At 67.4% G+C, this 19,616-nt stretch carries 20 protein-coding genes and 1 riboswitch; of the genes, 11 read left to right on the forward strand and 9 right to left on the reverse strand.

Annotated features, from left to right (window positions below; genetic code table 11):
* The 4 genes from flhB to ST3T6A_RS0102700 all read left to right on the forward strand — a co-directional run bounded on the left by flhB (nucleotide 1) and on the right by ST3T6A_RS0102700 (nucleotide 2,973).
* Nucleotides 1-1,068, forward strand: a complete 1,068-nt coding sequence (flhB, locus tag ST3T6A_RS0102685) for a flagellar biosynthesis protein FlhB (RefSeq protein WP_019831347.1) — start codon at nucleotides 1-3, stop codon at nucleotides 1,066-1,068.
* Nucleotides 1,069-1,175: 107 nt separating this feature from the next.
* Nucleotides 1,176-2,255, forward strand: a complete 1,080-nt coding sequence (locus ST3T6A_RS0102690; RefSeq protein WP_235785712.1) for a flagellar basal body P-ring protein FlgI — start codon at nucleotides 1,176-1,178, stop codon at nucleotides 2,253-2,255.
* Entirely contained in the window at nucleotides 2,255-2,554 is a 300-nt protein-coding gene (locus tag ST3T6A_RS0102695; RefSeq protein WP_019831349.1) for a rod-binding protein, read from the forward strand. Before ST3T6A_RS0102690 ends, ST3T6A_RS0102695 begins: the two co-directional genes overlap by 1 nt.
* A complete protein-coding gene (locus ST3T6A_RS0102700; protein ID WP_019831350.1) occupies nucleotides 2,551-2,973 on the forward strand; it encodes a hypothetical protein in 423 nt (140 codons plus the stop codon). The genes ST3T6A_RS0102695 and ST3T6A_RS0102700 overlap by 4 nt, the downstream gene beginning before the upstream one ends.
* A 31-nt stretch (nucleotides 2,974-3,004) precedes the next feature.
* Here ST3T6A_RS0102700 and ST3T6A_RS0102705 read toward each other — a convergent pair whose 3' ends face one another.
* Nucleotides 3,005-3,763, reverse strand: a complete 759-nt coding sequence (locus ST3T6A_RS0102705; RefSeq protein ID WP_162140500.1) for an EAL domain-containing protein — start codon at nucleotides 3,761-3,763, stop codon at nucleotides 3,005-3,007.
* 192 nt (nucleotides 3,764-3,955) lie between these two features.
* Nucleotides 3,956-5,143 carry a helix-turn-helix domain-containing protein gene (locus ST3T6A_RS0102710; RefSeq protein WP_019831352.1) on the reverse strand — a complete coding sequence of 396 codons (1,188 nt, stop codon included), beginning with the start codon at nucleotides 5,141-5,143 and terminating at the stop codon, nucleotides 3,956-3,958.
* A gap of 874 nt (nucleotides 5,144-6,017) precedes the next feature.
* Between ST3T6A_RS0102710 and ST3T6A_RS0102720 the strand changes: the two genes are divergently transcribed.
* Nucleotides 6,018-6,731, forward strand: a complete 714-nt coding sequence (locus ST3T6A_RS0102720; RefSeq protein ID WP_019831354.1) for a Crp/Fnr family transcriptional regulator — start codon at nucleotides 6,018-6,020, stop codon at nucleotides 6,729-6,731.
* 185 nt (nucleotides 6,732-6,916) lie between these two features.
* A complete protein-coding gene (locus ST3T6A_RS0102725) occupies nucleotides 6,917-7,120 on the forward strand; it encodes a hypothetical protein (protein ID WP_019831355.1) in 204 nt (67 codons plus the stop codon).
* A 39-nt stretch (nucleotides 7,121-7,159) separates the two neighbouring features.
* Here the strand turns inward: ST3T6A_RS0102725 and ST3T6A_RS0102730 are convergent, their stop codons facing one another.
* The 3 genes from ST3T6A_RS0102730 to ST3T6A_RS0102740 are packed head-to-tail and all read right to left on the reverse strand — an operon-like array spanning nucleotide 7,160 to nucleotide 11,320.
* Complete coding sequence (locus tag ST3T6A_RS0102730; RefSeq protein WP_019831356.1) at nucleotides 7,160-8,692, reverse strand: DHA2 family efflux MFS transporter permease subunit; 1,533 nt, start codon at nucleotides 8,690-8,692, stop codon at nucleotides 7,160-7,162.
* A 17-nt stretch (nucleotides 8,693-8,709) separates the two neighbouring features.
* Nucleotides 8,710-9,846 carry an HlyD family efflux transporter periplasmic adaptor subunit gene (locus tag ST3T6A_RS0102735; protein WP_019831357.1) on the reverse strand — a complete coding sequence of 379 codons (1,137 nt, stop codon included), beginning with the start codon at nucleotides 9,844-9,846 and terminating at the stop codon, nucleotides 8,710-8,712.
* Nucleotides 9,839-11,320, reverse strand: a complete 1,482-nt coding sequence (locus ST3T6A_RS0102740) for an efflux transporter outer membrane subunit (RefSeq protein ID WP_037537537.1) — start codon at nucleotides 11,318-11,320, stop codon at nucleotides 9,839-9,841. The genes ST3T6A_RS0102735 and ST3T6A_RS0102740 overlap by 8 nt, the downstream gene beginning before the upstream one ends.
* Nucleotides 11,321-11,410: 90 nt before the next feature.
* On the opposite strand from ST3T6A_RS0102740, the gene ST3T6A_RS0102745 reads away from it, so the two are divergent.
* The 4 genes from ST3T6A_RS0102745 (at nucleotide 11,411) to ST3T6A_RS0102760 (ending at nucleotide 14,832) form a co-directional block, all read left to right on the forward strand.
* The gene (locus ST3T6A_RS0102745; RefSeq protein ID WP_019831359.1) at nucleotides 11,411-12,085 is read left to right on the forward strand and encodes a TetR/AcrR family transcriptional regulator; all 675 of its coding nucleotides are present in this window, start codon (nucleotides 11,411-11,413) and stop codon (nucleotides 12,083-12,085) included.
* A gap of 23 nt (nucleotides 12,086-12,108) precedes the next feature.
* Nucleotides 12,109-12,181, forward strand: a riboswitch (Fluoride riboswitch).
* A 23-nt stretch (nucleotides 12,182-12,204) separates the two neighbouring features.
* Nucleotides 12,205-13,611, forward strand: coding sequence for a voltage-gated chloride channel family protein (locus ST3T6A_RS0102750; protein WP_019831360.1), 1,407 nt, complete (start codon nucleotides 12,205-12,207; stop codon nucleotides 13,609-13,611).
* 8 nt (nucleotides 13,612-13,619) lie between these two features.
* Entirely contained in the window at nucleotides 13,620-14,018 is a 399-nt protein-coding gene (gene crcB, locus ST3T6A_RS0102755) for a fluoride efflux transporter CrcB (RefSeq protein ID WP_019831361.1), read from the forward strand.
* Between the two features lies 1 nt (nucleotide 14,019).
* Nucleotides 14,020-14,832, forward strand: a complete 813-nt coding sequence (locus tag ST3T6A_RS0102760) for a universal stress protein (RefSeq protein ID WP_019831362.1) — start codon at nucleotides 14,020-14,022, stop codon at nucleotides 14,830-14,832.
* A 21-nt stretch (nucleotides 14,833-14,853) separates the two neighbouring features.
* Here the strand turns inward: ST3T6A_RS0102760 and ST3T6A_RS0102765 are convergent, their stop codons facing one another.
* Nucleotides 14,854-15,822 carry a quinone oxidoreductase family protein gene (locus ST3T6A_RS0102765; RefSeq protein ID WP_019831363.1) on the reverse strand — a complete coding sequence of 323 codons (969 nt, stop codon included), beginning with the start codon at nucleotides 15,820-15,822 and terminating at the stop codon, nucleotides 14,854-14,856.
* 58 nt (nucleotides 15,823-15,880) lie between these two features.
* Nucleotides 15,881-16,447, reverse strand: a complete 567-nt coding sequence (locus tag ST3T6A_RS0102770; protein ID WP_019831364.1) for a TetR/AcrR family transcriptional regulator — start codon at nucleotides 16,445-16,447, stop codon at nucleotides 15,881-15,883.
* Between ST3T6A_RS0102770 and ST3T6A_RS0102775 the strand changes: the two genes are divergently transcribed.
* Complete coding sequence (locus ST3T6A_RS0102775; protein ID WP_235785710.1) at nucleotides 16,446-17,213, forward strand: arsenate-mycothiol transferase ArsC; 768 nt, start codon at nucleotides 16,446-16,448, stop codon at nucleotides 17,211-17,213. The two genes, ST3T6A_RS0102770 and ST3T6A_RS0102775, sit on opposite strands and share 2 nt — an antisense overlap.
* Here ST3T6A_RS0102775 and ST3T6A_RS0102780 read toward each other — a convergent pair.
* Complete coding sequence (locus ST3T6A_RS0102780; protein WP_019831366.1) at nucleotides 17,173-18,384, reverse strand: carboxylate--amine ligase; 1,212 nt, start codon at nucleotides 18,382-18,384, stop codon at nucleotides 17,173-17,175. The genes ST3T6A_RS0102775 and ST3T6A_RS0102780 overlap by 41 nt on opposite strands.
* On the reverse strand, nucleotides 18,381-19,361 hold the full coding sequence (locus ST3T6A_RS0102785; protein ID WP_019831367.1) for a polysaccharide deacetylase family protein: 981 nt from the start codon (nucleotides 19,359-19,361) through the stop codon (nucleotides 18,381-18,383). The genes ST3T6A_RS0102780 and ST3T6A_RS0102785 overlap by 4 nt, the downstream gene beginning before the upstream one ends.
* Nucleotides 19,362-19,616 lie beyond the last annotated feature (255 nt).

Here is a 19,616-nt window from a genome sequence, read left to right on the forward strand (position 1 = left end):
ATGGCCGATACCGATCAGGACCAGAAGACCGAGGAGCCCACCGCCAAGCGCCTTGAGGACGCGCGCAAGCGCGGGCAGGTGCCGATCGCCAGCGAGGTGCGCCACGCCACCATGTTCGTCGGCATGATGATCGTGGCGGGCGGCATGGGCGCCTGGACGCTGGCGCGGCTCGGGGCGATGTTCGTCCGGCTATGGGGCAGCGCGGAGGATTATGCGCTCGATCCCCTGGGCGCGCAGGATCTCGCCACCGGCATCGCGGGACAGTTCGCCCTCGCCGTCGCGCCGCTCGCCGCCGTGCTGGTGGGCTGCGCGCTCTCCACCATCTTCATCCAGGGCCGGCCGACGCTGAGCTGGTCCCGCCTTGCGCCCCAATGGTCGAAGCTGTCGCCCATGACCGGGCTCGGCCGGCTGCTCGGCCAGCGCGCGCTGGTGGAGTTCGCCAAGACGCTCGCCAAGTTCCTCGCGATCGCGGTCGCCTCGCTGCTGCTGCTGTGGCCGCGCGTGATCGCGCTCGACCAGATGATCGGCGCCGGCCCCGACATGATCGCCAGCGCGACCGCCGAACTCGCCTACCGCCTGCTCAAGACCGTCGGCCTGATGGTGATCGCGCTGGCGCTCGCCGACTTCCTCTACCAGCGCCGCGCCTTCCTGAACCGGATGCGGATGACCAAGCAGGAGGTGAAGGACGAGCATAAGCAGAACGAAGGCGACCCCAAGATCAAGGGCCGCATCCGCGCGATCCGGATGCAGCGCGCGCGGCGCCGGATGATGGCCGCCGTGCCGGACGCCAGTGTCGTCATCACCAACCCCACCCATTATGCGGTGGCGCTCCATTACGAGCATGGCGTCTCCGCCGCGCCCAAGGTGGTGGCCAAGGGCACCGACATGGTGGCGCTCCGCATCCGCGAGATCGCGACCGAGGCCGGCGTGCCGATCGTCGAAAGCCCGCCGCTCGCTCGCGCCCTCTTCGCCACGGTCGAGATCGATCACCCCATCCCCGTCGAGCACTATGCCGCCGTCGCCGAGGTGATCAGCTACGTCATGCGGCAGGCCCGGCGCTCCCGCTGATGACGGCCCTCCTAAAATCCCCGCGCGGCCGGCCCGGCGGCGCTCCCCGTCATCCTATAAGGAATGTGATGCGACACTCCTCCGGCTTCCTCCTCGCCCTGACGGCGATGCTCGCGACGGCCGGCGGCAGCGCCGCGCTGGCGACGCCCACCTCGCGGATCAAGGATATCGTCAATATCGAGAATGTCCGGCCGAACCAGCTGGTCGGCTACGGGCTGGTGGTCGGCCTTCAGGGCACGGGGGACCGGACGCGCAACATCCCCTTCACCGAGGAGACGATCCAGTCGATGCTGGAGCGCATGGGCGTGAACATCCGCGGCGTTCGGATGCAGACGCAGAATGTCGCCGCCGTCTCGGTGATCGCTACGCTGCCGCCCTTCGCGCGCTCGGGCAGCACCATCGACGTCCAGATCGGCGCGATGGGTGACGCCACCAGCCTTCAGGGCGGCACATTGCTCGTCACATCGCTGCGCGGCCTCGACGGCGAGATCTACGCCGTCGCGCAGGGGCCGGTCGCCGTCTCGGGCTTCCGCGCGCAGGGCGCGGCCGCCACCGTGACGCGCGGTGTCTCCACCTCGGCGCGGATCGCGGGCGGGGCCATCGTCGAGCGTGAGGTGCCCTTCGCTCTCAAATCGGCGCGCACGCTCAAGCTCGCGCTCAAGAACCCGGATTTCACCACCGCCTATCGCATTGCCGGCGCGGTCAACCAGCGCATCGCGGGCGCGGCCGAGGTGCTCGACCCCGCGACCGTGGAGCTGACGCCGCCGGCAGGCTTCGGCGGATCGGTGGTCGATCTCGTCGCCCGTGTCGAGGATGTCCCGATCGACATCGACCAGCCCGCCCGCGTCGTCATCAACGAGGCGACTGGCACGGTGGTGATGGGCGCGGACGTGCGGGTCAGCCCGGTTGCCATCGCGCAGGGCGGGCTCACCATCAGCGTCACCGAGACGCCGGTCGCCTCGCAGCCGGGGCCGCTCTCCAACGGCACGACGCAGGTGCTGCCGCGCACCCGCATCGACGTCGACGACGGCTCGGGCCGCTCGCTCGGGGTGTTGCAGGGGAGCACCTCGCTCGTCTCGCTGGTGTCCGGGCTCAATGCCTTCGGGGTGAGCCCGCGCGATCTCATCACGGTGCTTCAGGCGCTCCGGACAGCGGGCGCGCTCCAGGCCGACATCGAGGTGCAGTGATGGAAGACATCGCCACCGCCCCGCTGCCCGTGCGCCCCGCGCCGCAGATGCCGCCCGCCACCGGTAACGATCCGGCGGCCACCGCGCGCGCCTTCGAGAGCGTGTTTGCCGGGCAGATGGCCAAGATCATGATGGAGACGGTCCCCACCGACGGCGCCTTCTCCGGTGGCCATGGCGAGGAGATTTTCCGGGGCATGCTGGCCGAGCGGATGGGCGATGCGATCGCCGCGCACGGCGGCTTCGGCCTCGCGCCGGCCGTGCTCGGCCAGATTATTCGGATGCAGGGAGGAAAGAAGTGATCGGCAACCTCATCGACGTGATCTCTTCGCTCACGCTGATCATGCAGGAGGAGACCGAGCGCCTCGCCAACCGGACCGGCGGGCGCGATCTCGCGGAGCTTGCCACCGTGAAGGTGCGTCTCGTGGGGATGCTGGAGACGGCGATGGCGCGCCTGGAGCGCGAGCAGGAGCATTGGGCCGACACGATCGAGGAAGCTGTGCACGCGCGGCTGCTGGAAGCGCTGCTCGCGCTGGGCGAGGCGTCGGCCGCCAATGCCGCCGTGCTGGAGCGTCAGATCGACCTTTCAGTGGAGATGATCGGCGCGATCTCGACCGAGGCGAAGCGCATCGCCGGGCGTTCCACCACCACCTACGGCGCACGCGGCGACATCTCGTCGTTCGACGCGCCCGTCCCGATCGCGGTCAATTCGGAATATTGAGGAAGGCCGGCGACCCGCCTCAGGCGGGCCGTCAGCGGACGCCGAGACGCTTGAGGCCGCGCGTGGCGATCAGCCGCGCGGCAGCGGATGCCGGCATCGGCCGGCCGAACAGAAAACCCTGCGCGCGATCGAAGCCCATGCCTTGCAGTTGGGCGAACTGCTCCGGCGTCTCGATACCCTCGATGACCGTGCTCATGCCGAGGCTGCGGGCCAGATCCACGACCGTCCGGATGATCGTCCGCCCATTCTCGCTGTCCAGGGCGACGAGAAAGGAGCGATCGACCTTGAGGCCGTCGAAGGGCAGATGGTGCAGGGACAGCAGGCTCGCGCTGCCGGAACCGAAATCGTCCAGCACCACCTTGATCCCCGCCTCACGCAGCGTCGTCACCACGCGGCGCGCCATCGCCATGTCCGCCACCGGCCGGCTTTCGGTCAACTCGACGGTCAGGCGATGCGGCTCGATCCCGCCTTCATGCAGGCGTCGCAGCAAACGGAGCGGAAGGTCCAGATCCTGAAGCTGCACAGGGGAGACGTTGATCGAAAAGCGCAGATGCAGCGGCCAGGCGCGCGCATCCTGAACGGCGCCGGCAAGCAGCGCATCGCTGAGAGCGCCGATATAGCCCTTGTCCTCGGCAAGCGGGATGAAGCTGTCCGGCCCGAGCAGGCCCCGGCGCGGATGCGCCCAACGCGCCAGACATTCGAAACCCAGTAGCTCGCCGGTCAGGAAATCGACGACGGGCTGGTAGAAGGGCTGGAACTCCCGGCCGTCGATGCCGGATCGCAGGTCCACGACGCTGTCCGCGCCGCGTACGGCGAACCCTGCGGAAAGATCAGGCGCGCCGCCCGCGTTCCGCGCCGATCCGATTGGTCGCAAGACCGCATCACGCCGCATATCATGTTCCCGGCTGCTCAAGGGTATGGGAACATTATAGACGATATTGGTCAGACAACTCGTTACGCTCCCGAAAAGCGGGCGGACGCCTCAATCCAGCAGGACGCCGATCACCGTTCCGATATCGGCTGGATCGATCATGTCCAGCTCCACCTCGCGATCGGGATGCGTGCTGTACCCGATCATCCGGCCCTGGCGATCCACCGTCACGATCAGCAGCCGCAGCCCCTCGGCCTCACGCACCACCGCGATCCCGCCGGACGACGGGAAGCGATCGGGATCGACCACCACCGTGCCGTGCGCGGGAAGCCCCGGCCCCAGCGTCGGCCGGCAGACGCGCAACCCGTAGGCACGCGGCCCCGCGCTGCGCGGCGCCTCCACCACCTGCCCGGTGGGCACGCGATCGATCAGCCCGTCCAGCAGCGGCGCGCCGAACACGGGCACCAGCCGCACCATCGCGACATCGGACGCCTGGATCGCCTCGACCACGGGGGCCATTGCGGACAGCGCATCGGACGCGGCCACCGGCGCCGCGCGCCTCGGCTGGGCCGCCAGCTTCGCGCCGACCGGAGCGGGCAGACCGCCCGCCAGCTCCTCGCGCAGCGCCGCGACCTTGGCCCGCGTCTTGCCGATGCGGACCGACGGGCTGGCGATCAGCGCGATGTGCGCATCGAGAACCCCGCTCGCCCGCACCCGCTCGACATGCGTGCGCAGCGCCTGCACGTTGGGCACGCCCAGCAGGGCGCAGACCGCGCGGACGGTCTGCGCATTCCAGCGGTCGAACGTCTTGTACGCGTTTTCCAGCCGGGACAGGATGACCGGCGCGATGCCGTAATCGCGCTCGATCGCCGCGATCGACAGCGATCCGTCGCCCTCCCGCCGGTGGCGGAGCGCGGCGGCCAGCGTGACGGCGAACCAGTCCTCCTCCAGATCGCGTGCCGACCAGTCCTGAAGGTCCGCCGCCCATTCCGCGATGTCGAAATCCGATGCCTCGACATCGACGAGCAACTGTTCCGGCGCGACCTCCAGCGCGGCGGCGATACGGCGCAGTTCGTCGGCGCGCGCGACCACCTCCCCCCGCTCGATCTTGGAGAGGCGGACATAGGGAATGTCGGGGATCAGCGCGGAGAGCGCGAGCAGCCGGGGGAAGCCCCGCTGCCGCCGCAGATCCCGCACGGCATTGGGGAACACGATCGACCGGTAACGGTCGATGCTGCTCTCATCCTGTGGCTTCGAATCCGGCGCTTCACGAAAATTCCGGGAGGAATATTTTTCCATATTGGATAACGCGCCTCAACCATCAGCGAAGCCACCATTTTTGGCCGCGCGCCGTTCATAAGCACGCCTTTTCGGCACAAGTCAACATTCTGGAATAGCGGATTAATATGAAAATTTGTCCTATATAGAGACAGAAATCTTGCCGCCCGCCGAACCCGGAAGCGAGTTCAACGCAATGGCCGCGACACGGTTCCGAAACAAGTTTGCCTTGGATGGGCGAACCGCCTTACGGCGCGTCGTTCGCTCCGGATGCCTGGAGTTGCCCCTCATAGAGATTCGCCATCCGCTCATGAACGGATCGCACAGCATCGTCATGACAGGCCTGGGCGCGGGTCCGCTCCTCGGATGCACGCTGCCGCCAATAGGCTCTGGTCTCGCTGTTCACGGAGGTCTCCCTGTCTAACATGAGATTAGATCCTTCCGGTGCGGCCGCCTTAGCGTATGTTACGGTCGCCCTCGGCTGGGAGGCGAAACGCACTCGGATCGCCGCAGGGGACATGGCGACAGGATAGACGACGCGGCCTTTCGTCGCCTCCTCTTCCATTCTCGTCCCGCAGAAAGCGGCTCCTGCCGCACCGGCCACGAAACGGATTCGCGCCCCTTCCGGCCGCCGCCTCGCGAGGGAGAGGGTCGCCAGGCGCGGGGACCGGCGCTTTCTCGATGCGGTCGCCATGAAATCGAACGATAGGCAACACGCAAAGGCCTGCCGGCGGCTGCGGGAACGATCCGCCCCCATCTTCTTTCTTCCGGCGCACATATCGGAGTTCGGCCGATGCCGGTGGGGTATCGGAACAGCCTGGGAAAGGTCCGGCTCCATCGGGCTACGGCCATTTGCGGTATCGTCGAGCAGCACCGGCCCGCGGAAAGGACAGCCATGACCCGCGCCGTCAATCGACAGCATACGCCTCCCGCTCTCCAGCGGCTGGACACGCTGATGCCACTGGACGGGCCCGCCAGGGCCGCCGTCACAGGCGCCATCGCTCGCGTGCGGCTGGTCGAGCCCGATCAGGAATTGCTGAGCGAAGGCCAGGCGATCACCCATACCCTGCTGATCGTCGACGGCTGGGCGGCACGGGTGCGCGTCTTCCCCGATGGCCGCCGGCAGATATTGAGTTTCCTGCTGCCCGGTGACCTGATCGGCCATTGCCGACAGGATAGCCCCTGCTCGGTCTCGACGGTGATCGCGCTCACCGAAGTGGCGATCTGCGTCGCGCCCCGCCCCGCCATATCGCCTGCGCTGGCGGAAGCCTATGCGATCAGCACGGCGCTGGACGAAGCCTATCTCCTGGCGCACATCGCCCGTCTCGGCCGGCTGACCGCGCATGAGCGGATCTGCGACCTGCTGCTCGAACTGCTCGATCGTTTCCAGCTCTCCGGCCTCGCGGACGCCTGGGCGTTCGAACTGCCGCTCACGCAGGAAAAGCTGGCGGACGTGCTCGGGCTGACCGCCGTTCACATCAACCGCATGCTTCAATTGCTGCGCAAGGAGGGCGAACTTACGCTCAAGGGACGGCAACTCGTGCTGACCGATCCTCGCGGGCTGGCTGAGAAGATCGGCCATATCACGGCACGGGTCTATGCCTGCTGATGCGCAGCTCAAAATTCTTCCAGACAAGACCAAGACGCCACCCGATCATACAGCGAGGCGTCTATATTAATCCATGTTATCCCTCATATGGATTTCAGGAATTTTTCCGCATTGTTTTGATTTATTTCGGCACGAAACACATTTGGCGGTGTTTTATTCCATCTCGGGACAGAGGAGATGGAGACGTGCAAACCGAGAGGCAGACGGCCGACGCCGAGGTCCGGCACTTTCTCACGCTGGAGCAGAAGGAACGTCGTGCCGCGAGCCGGGCGAGCGACAGCGCCAGCCGCGATCGCCATGTCATGGCGGCCGAACGCTACGCCGATCGCGCCTGGTCGCTGAACGAGCAGATCGACAGCCCCCACTGGCCCAGCGGTTTGTGGAAGTGACCCTCGAAGCGCATCGGTGAGGTCCCCTTCCACCGGGCCTCAATGTGCCGCGCCTGGCCCCACCTTGTGCATGGGCTTCGGAGCCACCCAGATGAGAGCCGCCGCGAAGAAGAAGACGATCCCCGACACCAGGAAGATATGATTGGTCGCGAGCGCCGTCGCCTCGTTGTTGACGAGTTGCTCGATCAGTCCACGGGCCTGTTCGACGCCGAAGCCATGGCTTTGCAGGCTGGCGGTGGCGTCCCCGGTCTGGAGCTTCGATACCAGCTCGCTGCGCGCGACGCGCGTGTCGTCATCCCAGGCGGTCGTCGCGATCGACGTCGCGATCGCGCCTGACATGGTGCGCAGGAAGCTCATCAGGCCGGCGGCGGAGGCGATCTCGTCATCCTTGACCGCGCCCAGCCCGAGGCTGGTGATCGGGATGAAGAAGAAGGGCATCCCCACGCCCTGCAACAATTGCGGCAGCGCGAGCGACCAGAAGTCGGCACTGCTGTTCCAATGGACACGCAGCAGCGTCGTCACGCCCAGCCAGAGGATGCCGAAGCTCACCAGCTTGCGCGGGTCCACCTTGGCCGAGAGCTTGCCAACGATCGGCGAGGCGATCACCGCCGTCACGCCGGTGAAGGCCGTCGCATAGCCGGCCCAGGTCGCCGTGTAGCCCAGATTGCGTTGCAGCCATTGCGGGATCAGCACGGCAGACGTGAAATAGGTGCCGAAGGCGAAGCCCAGTGCGATCACGCTCGCGGCGAAGCCCCGATGGCGGAACACGCGCAGGTCCACGGCCGGCTGCGCCTCCGTGAACTCCCACGCGCAGAAGAGCGCGAAGCCGATCACCGCGATCACCGCCAGCACGACGATGAAGCTGTTGTGGAACCAGTCCCTATCGTGACCGAGATCGAGCATGATCTGGAGCGCGGCGATCCACAGCACCATCAGGCCGAGCCCGACGCGGTCGATCCGGGCGGGCCTGAGCGCGGTCTCGACCGGACGGAGCAGCAGATGCGCACCCGCCATGCAGCCGACTGCGACCGGCAGGTTGATGAAGAAGATCCAGTGCCACGACCAGTCGTCACTGAGGATACCGCCCAGGATCGGCCCGAAGATCGGCGCGGTGACCGTGGTCATGGACCAGAGCGCCAGCGCCTGCCCGTGCCGCTCCTTGGGGAAGATGCGCATCAGCAGCGTCTGCGTCAGCGGCATCAGCGGGCCTCCGCAGAAGCCCTGGCCGAGGCGGAAGATCACGATCTCGCCGAGCGTGGTCGACACCCCGCACAGCATCGAGAAGATCGCGAAGCCGATCAGCGCGCCGATGAACAGCCGCACGCTGCCGAAGCGCGCGGTGAGGAAGCCGGTCAACGGCACGCACACCGCTTCCGCCACCGAATAGGAGGTGATGATCCACGTCCCCTGATCGGGCGAGACGCCGATGCCGCCCGCAATGTGCGGCACCGAGACGTTGGCGATGGTGGTGTCCAGCACCACCATGAAATTGCTGAGCGCGAGCGCGAGCGCCGCGAACAGCAGCGGGGCTCCGCTGAGCGTCGTCGTCGGCTGGGCCTGCGGGCTGGACATGGCGAAAACCCTCCGGCTCAGATGGTGATGTCGGCGTCCATCGACAGGCCGACACGCAACGGATGGGCGTCCAGCTCGCGCGGGTCGAGGCGGATGCGGACGGGCAGGCGCTGGACGATCTTGATCCAGTTGCCCGTCGCATTCTGGGCCGGGATCAGCGCGAAAGCCGCGCCGGTGCCGCCCGAGAAGCCCGTGACCGTGCCGTGATAGACCACGCCCGAACCATAGAGATCGGAGGTCAGCTCCACCTTCTGACCGGGCTTCACATGGGCGAGCTGCCCTTCCTTGAAATTGGCGTCGACATAAAGCTGGCGGATCGGCACGACCCGCATGATCGCGGCGCCCGGCGCGAGGCGCTGCCCCACCTGCACGGCGCGGCTGGTGACGACGCCGTCGAAGGGCGCGCGGATCACGGTGCGCGACAGATCGAGCCGGGCCTGATCGACGCGCGCCTGCGCGGCCAGCACGTCCGGGTTGGTGACGGTCGTGGTGCCCTGGATCAGCGCCTGATTGGCCGCGAGATCGCCCTCGGCCGCCCCGCGTGCGGAGGTCGCCTGACGGACGCCTGCGCGGGCATTGTCCAGACTGGCCTTCGCCGCCGCATAAGCATTGACGGCGGAGGTCAGCTCATCGGCGGAGACAGCGCCGCTCGGCGCGAGCTTCCTGCGTCGCTCAAGATCGACCCCGGCCTTCTCGAACGCCGCCTGCGCGGAGGACAATTGCGCCTGCGCGCTGGCGATCGCCTGATCCCGGGCCGCAAGCTGGGCCGCGAGCGCGGTGCCGGTCGCGCTGGTCTGCCCGAACTGACGCTTCGCCTTGGCCAGCGCGGCCTCCGCGTCGGCGAGCGCGATGCGGGCATCGGCGTCGTCGATGCGGACAAGCACGTCGCCGCGCCGCACCGTCTGGGTGTCGGAAACCAGCACCTCGGCCACCTGCCCAGCGACCATCGGCGTCACCTGCGCGGTATCGGCGCCGACATAGGCGTTGTCGGTGCTGACGTGATGGCTGCCGATCAGGGCATACCAGCCGCCATAGCCGACACCCGCGAGCAGCACCGCGCCGGCGATGCCGGTGAGCAGCTTGCGCCGCGTGGCCCTGGGCGGCGCGGGTGACGGATCGAGCGATGCGGGGGCGTGCAGATCGGCCTCAGCCATGGCGGGTCTCCTTGGGGGTCTCGGTGGCGGAGCGGGTGGGAGGGGTCGGGACGGCACCGCCGCCCAGCGCGCGGACCAGTGCGACGTCCAGCGTGAAGGCGCGCGCTTCCAGATCGACGACCGTGCGCTGTTCCTGAAGCACGCTGTCTTCGGCGGTCAGCACGGTCAGATAGGTGGAGAGCCCGCCTTCGTAGCGCTGGCGCGCGACGGCATAGGCCTCACGCGCGGCGTCGAGCGACTGGCGCGACTGGGTGAGCTGGGTGGCGAGCATGGACTGGCTGGTCACCGCATCCGCGACATCGTGGAAAGCGGTCGTGACGGCGCCGTTGTAGGTCGCGACCGCTTCGTCGTAAGCGGCGCGCGCCACGCGGTACCGCCCGGAAATCTCGCCGCCGTGGAAGATCGGCAGGCTGACCGCCGGGCCGGCCTGCCCGAAGCCCGAACCGGACAGGAAGAGGTTGGAGACGCCCAGCGACTCAAAACCGACCAGCGCGGACAATCCCACCGAAGGATAGAAATCGGCGCGCGCCGCCTTGATCCGCTGCGCGCTGGCTTCCACGCGGGCGCGGGCCGACACGACATCCGGCCGCCGCCCGATCAGATCGGTCGTGACATCCGCCGGCACGGTCCGCGCGGTAAAGGAGAGCGTCGGCCGGGCGATGGCGAGCCCGCGATCCGGCCCCTGCCCCATCAGCGCGGCAATGCGGTTGCGGGTAAGCCCGATCGACTCCTCGACCTGCGCGAGACGGGCCCGCTCGGCGGGAACGGCGGCATCGGCCTGCTTGAGTTCGGCGCGGGTATCGAGCCCGATCGCGACGCGGTTGGCGACGAGCTGCTGCGTGTTGACGCGCAGCGCGACGGCCTGCTCCTCGACGTCCCGCTCCGCGAACAGGCGGGCGAGATCGGCATAGGCGCCGGCGATGTTGGTGGAAAGCAGCAGGCGCGCCTGCGCCACATCGAGCGACGCCGCCTCCGCATCCGACGTAGCGGCACGCAGATTCGCGCGATTCTTGCCCCACAGGTCGAGATCGAAGCTGAAGTCGAGCGCAGCGTTGCCCGTGCTGTTCCAGCCATGCGGCACGAAGGCGGCCGGAATGCCATTATGGTAGCTCTGTTTCGCCTCGCTGACCGAAGCGTTGGCGTCGATGCTGGGCAGAAGCGCCGCACCGGCCTGCTGCCGGTAACCGTCGGCCTGATGCAGGCGCGCGACCGCGGCAGCGAGATCGGGCGCTGTGGCGAGCCCCTCTTCGATCAGCGCCGTCAGCTGCGGATCGCCATAGCCGCGCCACCACGCGCCATCCGGCCATGCCGAGGGCGCGGACGGTGTGGGCGTCAGGCTCCGCCCGGCAGCGAAGCTCTGCGCCGGACGCACCTCCGGCTGGGGGCCGAGTTTCGGGACGGCCGCGCAACCGGACAGCAGCAGGGCCAGGGCGGCCGCGCGCAGCGGCAACCCACGAGGTCTCGTGAGATGCATCATTGAAACTCCGTACCATACAGTACGGTTTTGCCCTCTGCGCGCAGCCGCTGCGCTTGTCAACAGGAAATCGTACTCTATAGTACGGTTATGATGACGGACGCAGAGAACCCCGCGCCGGGCCGGCGCGAGACGCGCAAGGCCGAGCGCCGCGCCGCGATCATCGAGATCGCCACGCGCGTGTTCCTGGAGAACGGCTATGATCGCACGACCATGTCGGCGATCTCGGAGCAGATGGGGGGCTCCAAGGGAACGCTCTGGAGCTATTTCACATCGAAGGAAGAGCTGTTCGCCGCCGTGCTGGAATCAGCAACGGCCGCCTTCCGATCGGTGATGACGACGGTCCTCGATCCGAACCGCGCGATCGAGGATGTGCTGACGAGCTTCGTCGAAAAGTTCATCACGCGGATCACGATGCCGGACGCGATCGCGCTCCAGCGGCTGATCATCAGCGAGGTCGAGCACTTCCCCGAAATCGGCCGCATCTTCTTCGAGCGCGCTCCCGGCAGGAGCAAGGCGCTCATGGGCGACTATTTCGCGGGCCAGATGGAGGCCGGCACCCTGCGCAGGGACGATCCGGTCGAAGCGGCGGGAATGCTGTTGAGCCTGTGCACCGGCGGCTCCCACCAGCGCATCATGTGGGGCGTCGAGGCTCAGGATGCGAGCGCGATCCGGCGTGAGGCATCGCGGATCGTCGCCCAGTTCCTGCGTTGCTATGGTACGATCGACCCAACGGGGAAGTCGCGCGCGGCCGCCCTCGATTGACGTGACGGCGCATCTTCCCTAATTCCGCCCTCGGCAATGGATTCTGCCGGGCCTTCGGGTCGAACCGCCATCAGGGCTGATGACTCCTACTTTTTGCAGATGTTCTGCAAGGAGGAGTCGTGCGCGCTACGTTCCGCAACCTGTTCGATGCCCTGAATCTCGCGGCCTTTGTCCGCACCCAGCGTCATCACGCCTCATCCGTCCTGCGCTGGACGGTTGTCCTCGCCCCCATGTCGGTGGTGGTGGGGACGCTGTGCGCGGCCTTCCTGTGGAGCCTCGACGCCGCCACGCATGCGCGGTTCGATCATCCCTGGCTGCTCTTCCTGCTGCCGGCCGGCGGCGGCGCGGTGGGCTGGCTCTACCATCGGCTCGGCAAGTCGGTGGAGGGCGGCAACAACCTCATCGTCGAGCAGATCCACGAACCCGGCGGCGGCGTGCCGCTGCGCATGGCGCCGCTGATCTTCCTCGGCACCGTCGTCACCCATCTGTTCGGCGGGTCGGCCGGACGAGAGGGCACCGCGGTGCAGCTCGGCGGGAGCCTCGCCAGCGCCACGGCACGGCTGTTCCGGCTCGATGCGCCGAGCGTCCGTATCCTGCTGATGGCGGGTATCGCCGCCGGCTTCGGCGCGGTGTTCGGGACGCCACTGGCCGGCGCGGTATTCGCGCTGGAGGTGCTGGCGGTCGGGCGCATGGAATATGCGGCGCTGCTGCCGTGCCTCGCCGCCGCGCTGGTGGGGGATTGGACCTGCCACGCCTGGGGCATCCGCCATCCGATCTACCCGATCCATACGCCGCTGGAGAGCGCCGCCGCGACGCTGCTCACCGGCCCGCTGCTGTGGGCCAAGAGCGCGGCTGCGGGTGTCGCCTTCGGACTGGCCGGGCTCGCCTTCGCGGAGGCCAATCACGCGCTCGGCGGCTGGCTGAAGCGGGTCGTCCCTTATGGCCCGGCACGGCCGGTGATCGGCGGGCTGACGGTGATCGCGCTCGTCTATGCGCTCGGCACGCGGGCCTATCTGGGGCTCGGTGTGTGGAGCGCCGTTCCGGACGATCCGACGATCCTCGGCTTCTTCGGCCCGAGCGTCGATCCATGGAGTTGGGCGCTCAAGATGCTGTTCACGGTCGTGACGCTGAGCGCGGGCTTCAAGGGCGGCGAGGTGACGCCGCTGTTCTTCATCGGGGCGGCGCTGGGCAATGCGCTGGCCGGCCTGCTCCATGCGCCGGTGGACCTGTTTGCCGGCCTGGGCTTCGTCGCGGTCTTCGCAGGCGCGGCCAACACGCCGCTCGCGTGCACGATCATGGGCGTCGAGCTGTTCGGCGGCGCCTATGCCGTGCCGATCGCGGTGGCCTGCTTCGTGTCCTATCTCTGCTCGGGCCACAGCGGCATCTATCTGTCGCAACGGATCGCCGTGCCGAAGCGTCGCGGGCGCGCCCTTCCTCCCGGCGGCACCCTTCGCGACGCCCGTGCCATCCGCCCCGAAGCCGGCGTTCCGATCGGGGAACGGGCGGCCATCAAACATCCGGCCTGAGCCGCACGATGCCGACCTCCGCCTGGATCGCTGCCGGCGGAGCGACCGGCACCCTGCTGCGCTACGGGATCAACCTCGTCATCACGGCGTGGCTGGGCGAGGCGATGCCGTGGGGCACGATCGCCATCAACGTCAGCGGCTCTTTCCTGATCGGCCTGTTCGCCGCCCTCACCGAGCCCGGCGGGCGATGGATGGTGTCTCCCGACATCCGTCTCTTCGTGCTGGTCGGGCTCTGTGGCGGCTATACGACCTTCTCCTCGTTCAGCCTCCAGACCCTCGCGCTGATCCAGGCCGGCGAGCCCGGCCGGGCAGTCGCCAACATCCTGGTTTCGGTGATATTCTGCCTCCTCGCCGTATGGCTCGGATATGTCGCGCCGGCGTTCCTCTTCCAGGGAGGCAGGAACTGACATGAAGCTGCTCGCCATCCTCGTCGGCGCGAAGAGCACGCCCGCCTGCCTCGACGCGGCTCGGACTGCCGCGCATTCGCTGCCCCACGCGGAGATCGCGGCCCTGCATGTCGTGGTCGATCCTGAAACCATGATCGCGGCGAGCGAGGAAATCGAGCTACAGCGCCTGCGCGCGGGAAAGGAAGGTTCCGCCCGGCAACGCGCCGATGCGACCCGTGCCGCCTTCACGCAATGGTGCTCGCAGAACGACAGCCCGGGCATGCGGTGGACGTCCATTCCCGGCGCCGAGGAGGAGATCGTCTGCAACGAGGCCAAGGCCGCCGACGTGATCGTTCTCGTCCTCGCGCGCGAGGTCAATCTGGATAGCGGGGATGCCCTCCACGCCGCGATTTTCCGTTCCGGCAAGCCTGTCCTGATCGTGCCGCCCGGATGGCGGAGCGGTGAACGCCCCCGCTTCGCGCACGTCGCCGTCGCCCTCAGCAACAGCGAGGCGACACGGCACGCCATCGAAGGCGCCGGCCCCTGGCTCAGGACCGCAACGCGGCTGACGGCGATCCGCATCGGCGAGGGGGACGATGCCGCGCCATGCCTCTCGCACCTCCTCTCGGAAACCGGGGTCGAGCCGGCGCTGCACATCGTCCCCCGCAGCGGGCCGGACCTCGGCGCCCAGATCGTCTCGGAAGCCAAGGCGGTGGGCGCGGACCTTCTGGTCGCCGGTGCCTATCGCCACTCGCAGATCGTGGAATGGCTGCTGGGCGGCACCACCCGCCACCTGCTCGCGGCGGCCGACCTCCCCATCCTGCTCGCGCATTAAGGGAGGCCGGGCCTCACGCCCTCAAGGGAATAGCAGCAGCTTGCCGGTGGTCGCGCGGCTTTCCATGTCGCGATGCGCCTGCGCAGCCTCAGCAAGCGGATACTCCCCGCCGATCCGGACCTTGAGCCTGCCGTCGATGATCCAGTCGAAGAGCTGCGCGGTGCGGGCTCGCAGCAATTCCGGCGTGGGAATATGATCGAAGAAGGTCGCGTAGCCGATCTTGATGCTCCTCGGCAGGCTCATGATGTCGAGCGGGCCGGGTCCGCCAAGGACGGGGCCATACCAGCAGAACGTGCCCGATCGCCGCAATATGTCGAGCGAGCCTTGGAAAGTGGCGGGGCCGGAACCGTCATAGACGACATGCACGCCTTCGCCGCCGGACAGGCGCAGGGCCTCGTCCGCGAACCGGCCTTCGGCCTCCACGATCACATGGTCCGCGCCCGCCTCCCGCGCGACGGCCGCCTTGTCGTTCGACGACACCCGACCGATGACATGGCCGCCGCGCAGTTTGATGATCTGGGTCAGGAGCAGCCCGACCCCACCCGCCGCCGCGTGGACGAAGGCGATGTCGCCGGGCTGCACCGGATAGAAGTCGGTTGCGAAATGGCTGGCGGTGAGGCCCTGCATCATGATCGACGCAGCGGTCCGGTCGTCGATGGCATCGGGAACGGCGACGAGCGCCCCCGCCGGGATCACGACCTTCTCCGCATAGCTTCCGGGCGCATAGACCCAGGCGACGCGTTGGCCGGGCCGGAAGCCTTCGACGCCATCGCCCATCGCCACCACGCGCCCGGCTCCCTCCACGCCGAGGATCTTCGGATCGGGCATGTCGCGCCACGCCATCCCCTGCCGGACGCCGACATCCATGAAATTGACCCCGGCAACGGCGACTTCCACCAGCACTTCGCCTGCTCCGGGCACCGGGTCCGGCCCATCGACATAAGCCAGCATACCGGCGCCGCCGATCCCGTTCATCACGACAGCTTTCATGTCCGCACTCCTGAATTGAATGATCATTCCATAATTGAACAAATAAAAAGGCGCCGGCTTACCGCAGGGCTCGAAGCGTCAAGTCGGCGAGGCTAGTCAGCGCCGTCATGTCCGCGCCGCCGCGTGCGGCCACCCGGATTCCGACGAAGCTCGCGATCAGGAAGTCGGCGATCGCCTCCGGATCGAGGCCCCGTGGGATGCCTCCCTCGGACTGGGCTTCGCGGATGCGATCGACCACAGCAGAGCGAATGGCGCGGGCGAGAGGCGCGCGCTCCTCGACGAGATCCGGCCGCGACGTGCCGAACTCGCAAATCGAACTGGTGCCGAGACACGGCTGGGCAGCCGTATCGACCACCCGGCGCAGCATCGCCTCGATGCCGTCGATCGCCCGCGGTCCGCTGCGCAACGCCTCGATATGGGCGGCGCGCTCCGCCTCGCCATATCGGCGGACAGCAGACCGATAGAGCTGCCATTTGTCGCCGAACGAGTTGTAGAGGCTCTGCCGCCCGATCCCCATCGCATCGACGAGCATCTGCGCGGACGTGCCCTCGAAGCCATGTTCGCGGAATATCCCGATGGCCGCATCGAGAGCAGCGTCAGCGTCAAATTCCCGGGGTCTCGCCATGACCCTCTCCTACGCTTTAAGGAACGATCGTTCAATAATTAAATCATCCCCATTTTCGGCTTCCGGCGGGTTTCTCCGGATGCGGGAGTCTGGCCAGCATCGGGACTGTTCCACCACGGCCATCCTCGACCGGGGCCGGGGCTGTGATAAGCATCCGGCCATGGACACAGGCCGATCGATCGTCGAACCCCCGCGCCACTCTTCGCCTATCCGCACGCGATACGGCACGGCCCGAGGATTGGTACGGCTTCTGCTGTCCCACCTTCAGGTTGCGGGGCGCCTGTCGCATATCGTCATGCCCGAGCCGGAATCGGTCCGGCGCTTCGTGTTCATATGCCAGGGCAATATCTGCCGGAGCGCATTCGCCGATCAGGTCGCACGCGATCTGGGCTTCGATAGCATGTCGTTCGGCCTGTCGACGTCGGCGGATGGGCCGGCACATCCCCCCGCGGTGCAGGCGGCCGCCGATCTCGGCGTGGATCTTTCCACGCATCGGACGCAACGCGTAGAGGATTATGCTCCCCAGCCCGGCGACTTTCTGCTGGCGATGGAGGTGCGCCAGCTCGCTCGCCTCGCCGCGAATGAAAGGCTCCGCCACCTGCCGCGATCGCTCCTCGGCCGCTGGGCCAGGCCGGCGAGGCCGCATCTGCATGATCCGTACGGGCTGGACGCGGCCTATATGACCACCTGCCTGCGCTCGATCGAAACGGCGGTGGCCGATCTCGTCAGGAGCTACCCCGCCGCACGGCTTTCCCAAGGACGTTGACCAAGTCTCGTATGAAGGGCGCCGGATCGCGCAAGCTCATCACATAATAGCGGGTGCGGGGATCGATGAATCCCAGCACATAGGATGCGAGGTCCGCGAGCGGGCGAGGCCGGAACATCGGGTCGGCGATGCTCGACCGGGAAAACAGGATACGCAGCAGGCGGCGGGTTTCCGGGATCATGTAACGGGCGCGGAGAGTGTCGCCGGGCGCCGCGGCCGGACCACGATCGCCAAGCACCGCACGGCGATAGGCTTCCCACGCGAAATGCGCGCCGCAATGCCAGGCCAATGGCAGACTACCCCAGAACCGGCCATTGATTTCCATCAGCCAATAGCGGCCGGTCCGAGCGTCGAAGCGATATTCGACCATCGCCGTGCCCTGCCAGCCGGCCGCCCGCAATAGGGCGATGGACCTCTCCATCTGATCCCGATGGCGATCGAGCGGCTCCGCCGCGCAATAGGTCGAGACACCGCCTTCGGGAGGCCATTCATGCAATCGGCGATGCTGGAATCGCAGCGTCGCCTCGCCATCGGCCATATGGATCATCTGCCCCAGCCCGACGCCAGGGCAATAGCTCTGGATCAAAGGCCAGCAACCAAGCGGACGATAGCGATCGAGCAGCGCCAGCAGACCACCCTCATCCAGAATGAACTCGGCCTTGGCGAAATCGAACCCGTGCGCCTCCAGCTTTGGCAACATGGCTGTCGGATCGGCCCATTTCGCCACGACCGGGAAACCCAGTCCGCCGGCCCGTGCTGCGAAATCGTCGCCATCGGCCGGCTGCCAGCTCTGCGGCGTATCGATCCCCAAGGCCGCCGCACGCAGCAACGTCTCGCGCTTGTCGAGCACCAGACGCAGGGCCGAGGCCCGTGGCGTCAATATCTCGCAATCTCCGATCCGCTGCGGCAGGTCGGCAAGTGCCGCGAGATCGTTCTCCGAAATGGCCAGCACGGCCGCCGCACCGGTCGCCTCGATCATCTCCGGCAGCCATTGCCCGATGGGGCGTTGCGAACGCTCGGAAAAGCTCGTGCAATAGCGGGAAGCCCGCCCGATCGACGCAGCCTTGCCGACGCCGTGCACCGGCACCCCGTGCGAGCCCAGATCCCGGATCACGGTCAGCCCGATCGGAGAGTCCACGCCAAGCACGATCGCCGGCGGATGACGACTCATCCGGGCAGCACCTGGCGCTCATAGCGCCAGGTCCCGATCAGTTGATCCGCAAACCGCAGGCCGGTCCGCAGCAGATTGGCAGGCAGGCGCTCCTGCTGGCGATCCCCGCCCAGCACCTCGCTCCGATCGAGGTCCGCGAAGCCGCTCGTCCGGAGCGAGGGATGATCCGCAATGGTTCGGCACATGCTGTCGAACCGGGCCATGACGGAGCGGTTCGGTCGTTGCCGGTCGCGGGACAGCATCTCGAAACTGTGGGTGACGATCACGAAGGCCGGCTGCCCCGTCTCTGCGGCATGGAGAAGCGCCGCACGCATCTCCATGCCGGACGCGGCACAGATCTGGGCGGGTCTGAAGTGACGGGGCCGGTCGAAAAATCCCGACACGGGCAACAGGGAAACCCCCTCTTTCTCCACCGCCCCGACCTGTCCTTGAGCGACGGAAATGCGGCAATCGCCGCCGAGATAGGCCGGATTGACGCTGGTGTCCCACGCGACCCCAAGCGCCGCGAGCGCTCGCAGGCTGTTGTCGTCGGCCCCGTAATTGCCTGCCCGAAACGCGATGGGCTGCGGGGCGCCGGCCCTGACGAGAAGATCGCGCGCAAGGGACAGCAAACGCGTCTGATCGTCGAGATCGAAATCGCCGATGTTGTGCCCCAAACGGCCGGCTACGGGTGACGAATTCGCCCATCGCAGCCATTCGGTGTGGATATGCAGCTGAACCTCATGGCCGCGAGCGCGGATCGGCCCGACGATATCGGCGACGACCTGCTCACCATGAACCAGCGCCGGCATCGGGTCCACGAAGAACACGCCTTTGAGCCCGTGGTGATCGAGGCAGTCCATCTGCCAGCCGATGCCGAAATCACCCGCCGGGCATCGTCCCAGGATCGAACTCTCGAAATTCTCGCGGACGCCCTGCCCCCGCGCCCGTCTCCCCGCCGACAATTCGGTGTCCACAGAGATCAGCACATGGGTCATCGCCGATGGCTTCTAGCAGAATTTTTTAACGTAGGGATAAACGTACGGGCCGCATAGCTGGCGAAGCTGCGGAAAGCCACGCGGTGCTAGCCAGCAGGGATGTCCGTTATTGTCATGCCTGATTACGAAACGGTCCCGAAGGAGAGGGCGACGTCCTGCGCCTTGGCATGTCGTGGCCACGTCTGAGCGCTGGCGGCGTATGCCACAAACGACAACAGCGCCCAGCGCGGCAGCGCTAGGGGCTGTTCTATACCG

Origin of the sequence: Sphingomonas sp. PR090111-T3T-6A (genome assembly GCF_000383095.1) — a bacterium.
GTDB lineage: Bacteria > Pseudomonadota > Alphaproteobacteria > Sphingomonadales > Sphingomonadaceae > Solisphingomonas.